At 54.0% G+C, this 14,162-nt stretch carries 13 protein-coding genes and 1 tRNA gene; 12 read left to right on the top strand and 2 right to left on the bottom strand.

Going from position 1 to position 14,162, the window contains the following annotated elements:
• Positions 1-15: 15 nt before the first annotated feature.
• A complete protein-coding gene (locus RSSM_RS20540; protein ID WP_008683248.1) occupies positions 16-1,041 on the bottom strand; it encodes a GGDEF domain-containing protein in 1,026 nt (341 codons plus the stop codon).
• 1,110 nt (positions 1,042-2,151) lie between these two features.
• Here RSSM_RS20540 and RSSM_RS20535 point away from each other — a divergent pair.
• The 7 genes from RSSM_RS20535 (at position 2,152) to RSSM_RS20510 (ending at position 8,814) form a co-directional block, all read left to right on the top strand.
• The gene (locus RSSM_RS20535; RefSeq protein ID WP_008683243.1) at positions 2,152-2,760 is read left to right on the top strand and encodes an RNA polymerase sigma factor; all 609 of its coding nucleotides are present in this window, start codon (positions 2,152-2,154) and stop codon (positions 2,758-2,760) included.
• On the top strand, positions 2,757-4,751 hold the full coding sequence (locus RSSM_RS20530; protein WP_008683241.1) for a protein kinase domain-containing protein: 1,995 nt from the start codon (positions 2,757-2,759) through the stop codon (positions 4,749-4,751). Before RSSM_RS20535 ends, RSSM_RS20530 begins: the two co-directional genes overlap by 4 nt.
• 152 nt (positions 4,752-4,903) lie before the next feature.
• Positions 4,904-5,326, top strand: a complete 423-nt coding sequence (locus tag RSSM_RS20525; RefSeq protein ID WP_201767216.1) for a VOC family protein — start codon at positions 4,904-4,906, stop codon at positions 5,324-5,326.
• 152 nt (positions 5,327-5,478) lie between these two features.
• On the top strand, positions 5,479-6,303 hold the full coding sequence (locus tag RSSM_RS20520) for a hypothetical protein (protein ID WP_144059988.1): 825 nt from the start codon (positions 5,479-5,481) through the stop codon (positions 6,301-6,303).
• Positions 6,304-6,379: 76 nt separating this feature from the next.
• Complete coding sequence (locus RSSM_RS20515; RefSeq protein WP_008683237.1) at positions 6,380-7,624, top strand: DUF1559 domain-containing protein; 1,245 nt, start codon at positions 6,380-6,382, stop codon at positions 7,622-7,624.
• 144 nt (positions 7,625-7,768) lie between these two features.
• On the top strand, positions 7,769-7,918 hold the full coding sequence (locus RSSM_RS33865; RefSeq protein ID WP_008683236.1) for a hypothetical protein: 150 nt from the start codon (positions 7,769-7,771) through the stop codon (positions 7,916-7,918).
• 8 nt (positions 7,919-7,926) lie between these two features.
• Positions 7,927-8,814 (top strand): isoaspartyl peptidase/L-asparaginase, encoded by an 888-nt coding sequence (locus tag RSSM_RS20510; protein WP_008683235.1) that lies wholly within the window; start codon positions 7,927-7,929, stop codon positions 8,812-8,814.
• Between the two features lie 118 nt (positions 8,815-8,932).
• Here the strand turns inward: RSSM_RS20510 and RSSM_RS33860 are convergent, their stop codons facing one another.
• Positions 8,933-9,103, bottom strand: coding sequence for a hypothetical protein (locus RSSM_RS33860; protein WP_008683234.1), 171 nt, complete (start codon positions 9,101-9,103; stop codon positions 8,933-8,935).
• Between the two features lie 143 nt (positions 9,104-9,246).
• Between RSSM_RS33860 and RSSM_RS31840 the strand changes: the two genes are divergently transcribed.
• The 5 genes from RSSM_RS31840 to RSSM_RS34855 all read left to right on the top strand — a co-directional run.
• Complete coding sequence (locus tag RSSM_RS31840) at positions 9,247-10,845, top strand: Type 1 glutamine amidotransferase-like domain-containing protein (RefSeq protein WP_008683233.1); 1,599 nt, start codon at positions 9,247-9,249, stop codon at positions 10,843-10,845.
• Between the two features lie 423 nt (positions 10,846-11,268).
• Positions 11,269-11,354, top strand: a tRNA-Leu gene (locus RSSM_RS20500).
• A 223-nt stretch (positions 11,355-11,577) separates the two neighbouring features.
• Positions 11,578-12,882, top strand: coding sequence for a tyrosine-type recombinase/integrase (locus RSSM_RS20490; RefSeq protein ID WP_081613855.1), 1,305 nt, complete (start codon positions 11,578-11,580; stop codon positions 12,880-12,882).
• A gap of 825 nt (positions 12,883-13,707) precedes the next feature.
• The gene (locus tag RSSM_RS20485; protein WP_044303146.1) at positions 13,708-13,896 is read left to right on the top strand and encodes a helix-turn-helix domain-containing protein; all 189 of its coding nucleotides are present in this window, start codon (positions 13,708-13,710) and stop codon (positions 13,894-13,896) included.
• Between the two features lie 33 nt (positions 13,897-13,929).
• On the top strand, positions 13,930-14,162 hold a 233-nt coding region (locus RSSM_RS34855), incomplete at its 3' end, for a hypothetical protein (protein ID WP_236621268.1).

Genomic DNA, 14,162 nt, shown 5'->3' with positions numbered 1-14,162 from the left:
CGTGGACCGCAACACTCAGCGTGCATGCTCGAGCATCACGCTGTTGCGGCCGGCGTTTTTGGCTTCGTAGAGCAGTTTGTCTGCACGCACGAACCAGGTTTCATGGTCATCGTTGTTTCGCAAACGTGAGCCACCGATGGAAACTTCGATCTTGCCGAGGTCTTCGTTGCTCCCACTGAGTTTCAATGGCGTCGATGCGAAATACTGGCGGATCTCGGCGGCGACGTCGGTGGCCTCCGAGTAGTCATCGGTTCGCAGAATGATCGCAAACTCATCTCCACCGAGCCTTGAGATAGGAGCGTTCGGACAAAGGTGAGTTAGTTGCGACGCGACGTACATGATGACCTTGTCGCCACAATCGTGACCGAATGTGTCGTTGATGGATTTGAAATGATCCAGATCAACGAGCAGCAGATACGAATGTTGATTTTCGGTGCGAGCGAGCATCAACGACTGACGCACGTTGACATCAAAGTGGCGGCGGTTTCCTAGGTTCGTCAGAGGATCCGTCATCACCGCCGTACGGGATTCGTTGAGTTCCTCCTGCAACGCTTGCACCTTGGACTGCGACGCCTGCAGTTGGGTTTGCAGTTGTCGAATCTGATCCTGCATCGTGTTGTTGCTCGACAGCAATCGCTGGGCGCACTCGGCGACATTCTCAGGAGTGGCGGGTGCGTCCTGCAGCGAATTGCAGGCTTCGTCGAGTTCACTTCCGAATTGTTTTCCCGCGTCCATTTGAGACTCGAGAATCGACTGCAGCGAAGTCATCTCGGAGGCGAGGTTGTCGCTTAAATCGGTGTTCGTGTCTTCGATATGGACGCAGTACTGCTTGTGCAGTTGCTCGAGCATGTCCACGCTGACAGCGTTGACGTCTTCCACTGCGTGGGACAAATTCGCGATGATGTCGTCGACGCCCTCGACATATCGATACCAAACTTCGTAGACGCTAGGGGTCGGAGGCGTTTGGAACTTGCCCACGTGTCCGAGTGCCTCTCGGGCGATCTCAAACGGTGAGGATCGTTTCGTGGTTTTGGTTGACATATGACAACGCGTGCCCTGAATAGTCCATGAGAAGCCCCTAGTCCTGATAGAACTTATGTAGGTCAATCGGATAGCGCGAGACAAAAGTTGCCCGAAGACGGGGCAATCGATTCGGAAAAAAGCGGCCTTAGACGCACAACCGGCAGAACCCGAATCAGGGTGGTATGGGCTCTGGTCACTCGGGCTACTCCGAAATTACCTCATCGACCAGGTAAGTGGCATCGTGTTCACTAAACAGAACGTTCTTCTAGCAGTTTATGTCAGCTCCATTTTCGGGTAGTGGATCTTGCTAACGATCCTCGTGCAGCAGGATCTTTAACTAAATCCACTACCGCCTGCTCGAAACCAGGGGCGCCAGAATGCTGGTGCATCTTGAGAGCGACGTGTCTGCTCCATGTAGCTGAAATTCGCCTGAATTCAGGCCACCGAAGTTTGACGAGACCGGCACATCAGGTTTCGAACGCTCCGAATACGGCGCGGTGGCATGCGGGCGCAGACTATCTCAGTGCGTGGTTGCCTATCGCGGGGGTGGCGAGCGGGGAACCGATTGCGGGCGAGATGCACTGGGTGATAGCCGAACAATAGTCGATCTCGCCAAGGGCCAACAACGCCCGACTATTGATGCCATGCCGATTGGCAAGATAGAGCAATCGAGAACCGTTCCCGTTTGGTTGTAGCTAACGTCACTGTACGGCGGACCTCGTTGCGACGAACGTAGCAACCCTTAAACAACGTCACTTGCAGAAACATTTCGCGCAAACTCTCGGCTCATGGGACGTCGTTCGCAAAGGCGAGAGTATGAACCGCGACGAACTGTTTCGCCTGCGCCCACGTTCGCGCGAACGTCGTGACTGCGCAAAACCGAGTCTACGCTAACGAATCGGTAAGCTCGTCATCGATCGGTCTCATGGCATGCATCGATGCCAACGATTAGCGGATGAATTTTTAATCTTTTTTTCTGCCGCACAAGGGTGCCCGATTTTCATCTAGGCGATCGTCTCGGGGGAGCCCTTTCCCTTACGGAATGGGATGTAGCGTGCCCTGCAAAAACTCGTCTCGATCGGATGAAAGATTAATTGATGCTCGGTGTGATTCCTGTAGGAGATTTCAATGCAAGACTGGCCTGAAACGAACGACAACTTGATCGCCCGGGTTAAAAACCGATCCGATAGCGATTCTTGGTCGACCTTCATGGACATCTATCGCCCGGCCGTGTACCGCATGGCTCGCGAGCGAGGGATTCAACATGCAGATGCTGAAGATCTCACGCAACAGGTTTTCGTTTCTATTTCCAAAGCGATCGATTGTTGGGTTCCTGATCCTCGCAAGCCGCCGTTTCGTGCGTGGCTAATTCGAATTACGAAGAACCAAATCATCAACGTCCTGTCGCGAGCGAAGCCCGATGCGGGGTCCGGCTTGACGTGTGTGGGCGAAATCCTTGACTCGATTCCAGGAAACGCCTCGGCTGTTGAGATGGAAGTCAACCGCGAGACTCACGCGGAGGCGATGCGATGGGCTACACGGCAAATCCGTGATGAATTCTCCGAACTCACGTGGACCATGTTTGCCGAAACCGCGATCGATTCGATACCCGCGGCGGAAGTCGCGAAGCGGCATGACCGTAGCATCGGTGCGGTCTACATGGCGAGGTTTCGTGTGATGCAGCGTCTGAAGGAAAAGGCTCTCGAAGTATCGGATTTATGGGGAGACTCCCAATGAATTCATTTGTCAAATGCCTCGACCAGCAAACGATCGCCGCCTTGCTCGACGGCAGTCTTTCAGCCCAAGAGACCGCCGAAATTGAATCCCATTTGAACGAGTGTCAATCGTGTTGCCGTGCAGTCGAGTCCGCGTTCGGATCTGACAGGTGGTGGCGAAACGCGGGGCGTTACCTCCGTGACGAGATTGCACCGCTCGCGTCCGAGTCCCCGTCGGCAAATCGAGACGTGGACAGTTGGGCCCGTGAGGCAACTGCCGCACGGGCATCCAGCACTCAGGAGAGCGATCGAATTCATTTCGAATTGACTCGATTGCTAGCGCCGACTGACTACCCCGACATGTTAGGACGCATCGGGCATTATGAAATTGCGGGTATCCTTGGCTACGGTGGCATGGGCGGTGTGTTCAAAGGTTTCGACCGATCACTGCATCGCTTCGTAGCGATCAAAATGTTGTTGCCGCATTTGGCAGTGTCGGCGGCGAGCCGCGCCAGGTTCGCTCGCGAAGCGAAGGCGATCGCCGCGGTGGTCGATGATCATGTGATGGCGATCCATGGCGTTGACCAATGGAATTCAGTGCCCTACTTCGTCATGCCGCTGTTGCGCGGTGAATCGTTGCAGACACGACTGAACGATCACGGCGCCCTCGGACTCCGCGAGGTTTTGCGCATCTCGATGCAAGCGGCGAAGGGGCTCGCCGCGGCGCACGCTCAGGGGATCGTTCATCGCGATGTGAAACCGGCCAATATCTTTCTCGATGGAGAAACCGACCGGGCTCAGCTAATGGATTTTGGCGTTGCGGTGGCGTTGGACGACCCGAGCTTGACGAAGACAGGAATCCTAACCGGAACTCCCCAGTTCATGTCTCCTGAGCAGGCACGCAGCGAAACGGTTACCGCGCGTTCGGATTTGTTTAGCCTCGGCTCAGTGATCTATTCGATGGCGACGGGAGAGGCTCCCTTTCGAGCGGAGACCATCTACGGGTTGTTGCGGTTGATCACGGATCAATCGCCCCGACCGATACGAGAAATCAATCCCGACGCCCCTCCGTGGCTCGACAAAATCGTGTCGAAGTTGATGGAAAAGACACCGACCGAACGATTCGAATCGGCCGAGGAAGTCGCGGAATTACTGCAAGGATGTTTGGCTCATATTCAACAACCCACTTCGGTTGCCTTGCCCTGTCAGCTCGATGCGATAGGACCGCTCGATAGTCGGTTGATCGATCGGACGCAGGTTGCGATACCACGTCTTGTGTTCACGAGCATCGTGCTCGCGGTCTCCATTTTGGTGGCGTCATACTTTTCAGTAACCGATCGAACGACCTCGCGGGTCACTCAGATCGAGATGCTTCCTCACGAGATCGTCGTCGACGGACGCGACCGGCTTTCGGTCGCCCAGTTGTGGGATCGATGGAAAGAAATGCCCGTCGGCAGCAAACACGAACGAAGAGCCAAACGCCGTCTCCACGAAGTCTACGAATCCGAAACGAACGTTTCTTCCGCCCGTGAATATCTCAGTCGACGTCGACAGTGGGCGACCGAGATCCTGCCCCTGGTGACCAGCGGTGTAACGGATACGAAAGCAGACTTCCTGCTCGGATTTCTGCAACCGCTCGATCCCGCGATGCAGTCACGACTGGACTTTCCGAACGCAGGGAACGACGGTTCGTACCCACTGACCGACGGCGAGTCTGACCGATGGTACCAAGGTGATTTTGAAACCGTCGGGTGGGACATTCAGACGACGCTCGCGATGACGCTCGGGCGGTCAGGCCGTCACACCGATGCTGAGTTAGTGATCGACAATTTGGTGCAGCAAATCCAAGCGAATATCGACTCACACGGTGGTGATCGAGAAGTGCCCTACCTCGGCTACTACCAACCCATTCGCTCGGTAATGAATTGGTGCTGCTTTTATCGTGCCACGATCCAGAACATGACCGTCGTCACGCTAGAAAAACACCTGGAAGATAAACCACCCAATGAATGACGTGGTGTCGCATCGTGTCGTTCCCCCATACGGATCGCAAATAAACAACGACATTCGATCGCAACATCTTGGCAGGCATTTTACCGAACGATTCTTGAGAAACACTCATTCAATCCCGCTATCTCCATTAGGAGTCTACTTTGAAATCGGCATTGTCCCCTTTCCATCTCGCCATCCCGGTCGACGACCTAGAATCCTCGCGTGCGTTTTACGGTGGTGTTCTTCAATGTGACGAAGGCCGCAGCACGGATCACTGGGTCGACTATGACTTTTTTGGCCATCAACTCGTCGTCCACGTTTCGCGATCGCCGAGAACAAATGCCCCGGCAGCATCGGGAACCGTCGATGGAAAACAAGTTCCGATCCCACACTTTGGTGTCGTGTTGGAAATGGAACAGTGGCATCAGTTGGCCGATCAGCTCAAAAAGGCAGAGATTGAATTCGTAATCGAGCCAACCATTCGCTTTGCGGGGATGCCAGGCGAACAAGCCACGTTGTTCCTTCTCGATCCGAGCGGAAACGCGCTTGAGTTTAAATCGTTTGCAGACATTGACGGTCAACTGTTTGCCAAATGAATTGTTATCACGCGGTCGACACGGGCCGCTGTTACCTCCGGCGTTCGCGGCATGTTCGTCACCTGTCCGCACTGCGTTTTCGCACGCGGACGGAGGCCACAACCCTGACGTCGTCTCTCGTCTTTGCTTTCGCTTCCAAGGAACCTTCTCAAATGTTTCGATTTCATCTCACCAAGATCCCGGAACGACTTTGTCTATTGTTGATTGGTTTGTCGGGTAGTTTGTGTTTGTTGTCGCATGACTGTCCGGCACGCGAACCTGAACTGCAATCGTTGTCAGCCATCCCCAACAAGGCATGCCTCGATGTGGCGGACGAAAAGTTTTTGGCGGTCTTTGAAGTCGAGGGGGATGATTTCGTTGCGAAGATTGTCCGAGATGAACAGGCGGCCTCGCTCGGGCTTTACGGTTGGCAAAGAATCGAAACGCTGTTTCCGCTGGAGTACCGCAACGAATTGGTGCAGTTCAACGTGCTCGACGGTAAACGTTGGGCCGGGTTCTTTAGCGGCGACGGATCCAACGATGTCAACCGCGAGGGGTATCGGCTGTCGATCGCCAAGTACCTGCTGCTAAAGGAAAAGAATCGGCACGACCCGGCACGGTGCATCACCCCACGCCGGAAAACGCTCGACTGGACTCTCGTGCATGAAATGGGGCACTACCTGTGTCTGCGTACGGACTCGATTGAACAGTTTTCGCAAGTCTTCGACGGCGATACCAGACCGCAACCGCGGCGGCGTGAAGCTCCAGATGACTACGCCGAAGATGGCTCACCCAAACTGCGAGGCAACTTCGTGACCTCTTACGCCGAACGTGTCGGAGGCGACGAAGAAGTCGTGGAATGCTTCACGACTTACATGCTGGTCCCCGAGCTTCCTTCGAACGATTCGCTCGTTGCAGAGAAGATTCGTTTCTTCGAAAACGTCGAGGGCATGCCAGAATTGCGCGCACATATGCAGCAGTACCAATCAAAACACTGAGGTTCAGTGAAAACGTTCGAGGCGGATTGAAGTTTCAAAGGTTTTAGTTTTTCTCAAATAGAAAAGGTTCGTCACGATGCAAACGCATTTCAAAACGAAGAAAAAGAAGACCTGGGGTTTCACCCTGGTCGAATTGTTGGTGGTGATCGCGATCATCGGTGTCCTCGTCGGTCTACTTTTGCCCGCGGTCCAATCCGCTCGAGAAGCGGCCCGCCGTATGAGTTGCAGCAACAATTTCAAACAGTTGGGGTTAGCAATCCATAACTACCACAGTGCATTCAAACAATTCCCCGAGCAGGGCGCAGGCTTCTCGGATATCGGACAGGACGTCGAAGGTGGATCGTGGGCCCAATCGGAGGTGTCGTCGCAACGAAACTTGAGTGCGTTGGTCGGCCTGCTTCCATACATCGAACAACAGGCACTGTGGGAACAGATATCCAACCCTCTCGGGACAAACGCCGATGGTTCATTGCGGGCTGTGCCTTGGCCTCAAATGGGACCGACTCCCTTTCGCCAATTCAACTACAAACCGTGGGTGACCGAATTGCCTTCGTTCCGATGCCCGAGTGACCCGGGGGTGGGATTGCCGGCGATGGCCCGAACAAATTACGGCGTGTGTATGGGCGACACCACGCACTGGTCGTTCCTGTGGGGACCATACAACGATGAATTACAACTCGATACGGGACACGTCAATCACCTGCGAGCGTCCGCGCGAGGTGTGTTCATGCCGAGAACGATAACGCGTTTTCGCGACGTTCTCGATGGTTTGTCCAACACGATCGCGATGGGCGAATTTGCCACTGGACTAGGTGATCGCGATGTGCGAACCCAACCGTTGAATTGGGCAACTCCCGATGGTGAGGATTCGGACATCCTGTTTGAAAACCCGGCGTACTGTGAGCAGTTCACCAGCCCAACACGCCCTGGTTTCTGGTCCGATGGGACTGACGGAGGAACGGAACCGGCACGCATCGCGAGCAGCAGTTTCCTACGTGGGTTTTCCTGGTCAGATCGCAACTATCTCAACACGACGATGAACACGATTTTGCCACCCAACAGTGTGACCTGCCTGAAGAGCAACTCTAGCGATTCGGGAGTCTTGCCGCCGAGCAGCCAGCACCCAGGCGGCGTTCACGTGCTGTTGAGCGATGGTGCGGTGCGATTCATCACCGACTCGATTGAAGCCGGCAACCGCAGCATGGGTGGCATCGGCCTGGGGCAAACCGGACCTCGCGCTCCTGGTTCCAAAAGCCCTTATGGTCTTTGGGGAGCGTTGGGTACGCGAGCAAGCCGAGAGGTGATCGATTCCGATTTCTAGATAGCTCGTCGTCTCGCATCATGCTGTCGTGATGATTTCCAAACGCGGCGTCATTGGCGACTTCCCTCGAGTCACGGGCGTCGCGTTCGCGTTTCTTTGTTTCCAACGTCCTACGTTTCTTTCTCTCAACAATCGACTTTTGTCATGAAAACTATCCTTCTGCTTTCGACGGTGATCGTTATCTCGTGTGGTGTCTTGGGCTGCAGTTCCGAGCCCGTCGTGATTGAGGCTACCCCCGAACAGCAACAAATCTACGCGGACGAATATGCCGAAGAGATGCGAGCCAACCGGTGATCCGCTCCATGGATTCGACATCGCATCGCTCGAAGTGGACCCTGGTAGTCCATGGTGGTGCGATGATCGAGGAAAGCCTGGTGGAAAATAACAACCGAGCATGTCGATCGGGACTGCAGACGTCGCTCGATGCGGGACGCTCCATCTTGCGTGCCGGTGGTGCTGCCTTGGACGCGGTGCAGGCAGCGGTCTCTGCATTGGAAGACAATCCGGCGTTCAATGCGGGGCGCGGATCGGTGATGCGTCAGGGAGGATCGTTCGAATTAGACGCATGCTTGATGGACGGGGCAACCGGCGATTCAGGGGCAGTCGCTGCAGTGACGCGGATTGCCAACCCCATTCATGCGGCCAGATGCGTTTTGCGAGACGGCCGACACCGTCTCCTTGCGGGGCCGGGGGCAGATCAATTTGCGCTCAATATCGGGTGCCAATCCGTTTCACCGGAGTATTTTATCGACCATCATCAACCCGAACGAAGTCATCGAGTTAGCTTGGGTACCGTCGGCGCTGTCGCGATGGATAACCGTGGCAACCTGGCGGCCGGAACATCGACCGGTGGTGTTACCCGAGCTCTGCCCGGACGTGTTGGAGATTCACCGATCGTTGGCGCAGGCACCTATGCTGAAAACAACGTGCTGGCGGTCAGCGCGACCGGTTTTGGCGAACGGTTCCTACGACATTCGGCCGCCGCGCAGGCAGCTTGGATGGTCAAGTACCTCTCCCTATCCGCTCAGCAAGCGATCGAGGCCGTGATGGATGAGGTGCTGCCCGCTGAATCAGGAGGCATGATCGGAATCGGCTGCGATGGCGAAATCATCATGCATGCCACAACTCGCATCATGCGTCGTGGTTGGGCCACCAGCGACGGCGATGAGGGAACAGCGTTGGTGTTTTGACCTGTCCTCGCAATGGTCCTGCGTCTCATGTTGATTCCAATAGCCCGGCGAAGCGACGCACGCCATTCCGTCAAACTCCAACGTTGGATGGAAATCGCCTGGTCTCTCGGTCACAGACTCAGTCGATCACGTCGAGATTGCCCCGTTGCATCTGCCAATGACCACTCTGTCCCAACATGCTGTTTCCGTTATAGGAACTCATTTTCATCAAACGATAACGTGTGCTTTCACTGTCGCTGGATTCACCATCGTTCAGGCCTCCGATGCCAGTCCTTACCGGATAACTCATTCTCGATACCGCGCGAAAGAGTCTACTTCCACAGGTCATTGCATGAGTGAAAGTTGCATAACTTTCGCTCTTTATCTCGTTCTTCGAATGGTTCTTTCGCATCTCTCTCTGCCCGCTCTAACTCCAAACCAACCCGGCTACTCATGAAACCATTTCTCTTATCGCTTTTCGCGAGCCTTTTTTGGGTGCAGGCTGCAGCTAGCCAAAACACGCCTCTTCCCGGTGTGAGCGATCCGGTTGCACCACTCGCCGGTCCCTTGATGTTGACCGGACGGACTGAACTTTCCACCGTCTCGCGACGCACTTTCGCGTGGTTGGCAAACGAGCAAGACGGGAAACTGGTGATTGTGATCAGTGGCGATCGCACCATCGATGGACATGCTTGGGAAAAGACGATGGGTCAGGTCACCGTGTTGCGGTTGGAATCCGAATCGGAGGCAAACTCAGCATCGACGCTGGCCGTCTTGGACGGAGCGACGGGAATATGGTTCGCGGACGACGTGACCTCTTTCGCGATCGGCACCCGTTTTGATGAGCGACTTCGAGAGTTAGCTCAAATGGGCGTGGCCGTGGGTGGGCATGGACGTGGCGCGGAATCTCTCGGAGTCCTCGTGTTTGATGCGGGGGAATCTCGTTCGGGTTTCGGATTGTTGCCATGCGGCGTCGTGCAGACAGGTGGCAATCCGGACCAGATTGAAAAGAATAGAAACGCTGCCGATGACGAGACCGCAGGCGAAGAGTCAGTGAACGCTCCGGTCGCTGGCCTCGTTCACTGGGAAATTCCGCCCGCCGGTGCGATGGTGGTGCACCAGGGACGCCGCGTCGCTGTTGTGGGTGAAGATGACATTGTCGCGCGAGTGCCGGCGGCGAACGGTTGGCCCGAACGCGTCGAAACGTTTGGTGCCCGAATCGTGCAACTCCCGTTCACAACCGATCTCATCTCCTGGACACGCTCCGCACAATCACGCGAACGCTCTGTTTTTCCACCGGAGACGACGTCACCGGTGGAGGTCGAGAAAGGAACACTGATTCTTATTGGGGGCGGTGGCAGTACCGACGACATGTGGACTCGCTTCATCGAATCGGCGGGAGGGCCGAGCGGCAACTTCGTCTGCATTCCTCAATCACCCGACTCGTTCAGCGCGAAAAAACTGCGCGACCGTGGGTGTCAGAATGTTACCGTGCTTTATGCCGAAGAAGGACTGCGCGAGAAGGCCAACTCCGACACCGCTTTCCTCGAACCACTTAAGAAAGCCGACGGAATTTTCTTCGGTGGTGGGCGGACCTATCGGTTCATGGACGCGTATCAGCATACGACCGCGCACCGGCTAATGCTTGACGTGCTTGAGCGAGGAGGTGTGATCGCGGGCACATCTGCGGGCGCACAAATCCAAGGTGACTTTCTCGTCCGAGGGGACCCACGTACCAATCAAACCCTGTGGTACCCTGGAAACGACACCGGACTTTCGTTTCTGCGTGGTGTCATCGTCGATGTTCATTTTGCTGAGCGGGGTCGAAACAGAACGCTGCCCCGCCTGCTATCGAAACACCCTCAGATGTTGGGCATCGGCATCGATGAGGCCACCGCGATCGTCGTCACGGGACATCAAGCCGAAGTTCTCGGCCGCGGATCGGCATGGTTCTATGACTCGTCCGGCACCCAGACTGCCAATAAACCAACACCCGTCGTGATCGACGCCGGCGGGAAGTATGACCTGAAGAGTCGAACCACCGTTCGGTAGGACGGTTCGATGAGGGAAACCGGTGTATTGTTACCAATGGCGACATGCAACCGTTTTATCCACGCGGAGACGCAACATCGGACCAAATTTGAATACTACCAAGCACCTTGCCCGGTCCACCGACTCAAAGCGACACGAGTGACTAACCCTACCGCCTCGACATCACGATCGTCAGACACCGGTTTGGTCAAATCGGCTGCGAGAGAGATGCCGAGTGCTTCTCATAGCGGTCTTGTCGATACCAGCCCGAGATGTGTTCGCGAGCTGAACCTCGTCCACTGTTTCGAGTCATTCTGACAGGTTATTCTACCGATCTGGAAGACAGCTTCCGTGTCAGGATGGTGCCGAATCTGTCACCATCAACGTTTTCGGCTCATCAATTTTGGCTCGAAAATTCAAAAAACGCCGTCTTTTACGGCATCAGCCCAGGTGGTGGAATTGGCAGACACAGGGGATTTAAAATCCCCCGGCCGGATACGGCCTTGCGGGTTCGAGTCCCGCCCTGGGTATCTGTGATCGTCACGTTTTACCCCGTAAAACACGACGTTTTTAACGATTTACGCTGACGCCAACGGTTCGTAGCCGTTGGCGTTTTTTCGTGTCGTCGTGGTCGTTTTCCGTTGGCCGCACCGTTTTCTGTGCGGCCACCGTGCGGCCAAGCGTATCGTTTTGACGACACGAAGACTGCCAACCGCACCGTGAACGTAACCCCCAACTAAGGGAACGATCACGATGACGAAGAAAACAGTTTGGCGTAAAAAGTCCACGAAATACGTGAACGCCAAGACAGGTAAGAGAACGACGAAAGACGATCCCGATGCGGTTAAGCGTGTCGACGAATCGAAGCGATTCTACGGGACGTTGACACGCTCAGACGGGACGAGGAAACAGCAACCGTTAACCGAGGACGAAACGTCCTCGTTGGCGTTGCTGGTCCGCCTGCAATCCGAAGCGGATAAGGATCGAGCACTAGGCATCACGCCAACGGATCGGAAAGCCGACGAACCGATATCGTCTTACCTTGCCGACTATGAAGCGGTATTGCGTGGTCGTGGTCGATCCGATTCACACGTTACGAAAACGATTAAACGTGCAACGGATATATTGCGTGATAGCAACGCCACGACACCGAAAACGATCAACGCTACCGCTATCGTCAAAGCGATCAACGCTTATCGAACGAAGGGCAAATACGATGGGGGACGTAGACGAAAAACGAAGCCGGGGCTCGAAACCTGTAACCACTACCTACGAGCGGTAAAAGCGTTTAGCCGTTGGCTCTGGATAACAGGCATACTCACCACCGATCCTTTGAAGAGCGTTTCTCTTTTCAACGCCGACGTTGATCGTCGAAAGATTCGCAGAGCGATGACGACGGACGAACTAACGAGACTGTACGAATCGACGTTAACGGCCAAGACGTATGGCGGTAAGCGTTGGCGTCTACGTGGATCGGATAGGGCGTTGCTGTACGTCGTCGCAGCGTCGACGGGTCTGCGTGCATCGGAACTAGCATCGTTAAAACGATCGGCGTTTTCGTTTGACGTGCCGTGGCAAGTGGCAAGTGGCAAGACCGATCACGATGACGATTCTGCCACTTTGCCACCTTGCCACTTGCCACCTGCCACCGGGCTAGCATCGGTCACGATCAAGGCAAAGGAGGCAAAGGGCAAAAGGACCGTCACGCTACCGCTACCGTCCTTTATCGTTGGTAGGTTAGTTAGTTACCTGGAATCTATAGCTATGACCGATCACGTATGGCCTGGATCGTGGGCGTCGGAGGGTATCGCATCAACGTTTTTTAAACGTGACGCAAAACGAGCCGGTCTCGTTATCGCAAACGATGACGGTGAGACGATCGACTTTCACGCTTTGCGTACTTCGTTTATTACGTCGTTAGCCCGTTCCGGTGTTCATCCCGCTACCGCCCAACGGTTAGCAAGACACTCAACGATTACGCTAACGATGAACACGTACACGAAGTTAGACGATGACGACTTGCGTGATGCAATAAATAAACTACCGCCAATCGGTTAGCGATAGTTATGGCTTAAGCAATTCGTTTAACGCCAACGGTTCGGCAATCGTTGGCGTTTTTTGTTTGCCGATTACGATTGCTGAATCGTAATAGAATTACCCGTATCACTACTATCGTAGTGAGTAGCGGATTCGTTCAGCGAAAAAACGAGAAAAAACGAAAAAGTTTTTCATATGTCGTAAGGCTATTGATTCCAGGCCATAATACACACTAACAACATTACGCATAACGTTATCGTTTTTATTATAAGTCTCGGTCCATCATACTCATGACGTTATCGTTTCTTATGAGTCTCGGTCAGTTACACGCATAACGTTATCGTTTTGTTATAAGTCTCGATCCCGTTATATGCATAAAGGTGTAACGGTTTCGTATTCGTTGATTCTTATAACGCCAATGCTTTTCCCAAAACAGGAAAAAAAACGCTAAAAAAATCAGTACGATAGGTTGCCGGTCGATAGTAACGTTTGTTCACTACAAAAATCGAAAAAGTTATTTTGCCCGGTGGCAGGTGGCAGGTGGCAGGTGGCAGGTGGCAGGTGGCAGGTGGCAGGTGGCAAAAGTGGCAAAAGGGTACCTTTCCTTGCCCGGTGGCAAGTGGCAAGTGGCAAGAGTGGCAAGAGTGTAAGGGTACGATCCTGCCACCTGCCACCACCGTTCACGATTCTACTAACAATGCGTTAGTAGTTTTTTGTCGATCCTTAAGACTTTTCAAGCTTGAGAAAACTTTTTTCGTTTTTTCGGATTTTGTCTTAAGAAACTATTTTATCGACTCTATATAAGGTGTACGTTTTTCGAATCCTTTCATTAACGGAGGTTAAGAAATGTTTTACACGACCAAAGAAGTAGCAACGCTACTATGCGTGCATCCGACCACGATCGTAAGAATGATCGAGCGTGGTGAAATGCCTAGCGTGTCGATAGGCAAACAATACCGGATACCGAAATCCTATGTTGATTCACTACCCGGTATTAGCGGTGTCGTCAGCGGTGACGATGACGCAGCACTTTAACTTTTTTACTTTTTTTCTATGGAGCATTTTATTATGCAATATGTAATTCAAGAATCCGGTGGCGACGGCGTATCACCCGGAAACTATGAAGCCACCTTTTCGGCGTTCGACGACAGTATAGAAACGTCTAACGGTAAGGCTATACGCTGGGTATTCACTCTTAGCGATGATCGTATCGTTAGCGGTATTAGCGATCGTGAGGCACCACCGACCACGAAAAACAAAACGGGTCGATGGCTTGCCGCTATTAGTGGACGACCGCTAAG

Source organism: Aporhodopirellula sallentina SM41, assembly GCF_000346505.1.
Lineage (GTDB): Bacteria > Planctomycetota > Planctomycetia > Pirellulales > Pirellulaceae > Rhodopirellula > Rhodopirellula sallentina.
This window is presented reverse-complemented; position numbering and strand designations above follow the sequence as displayed.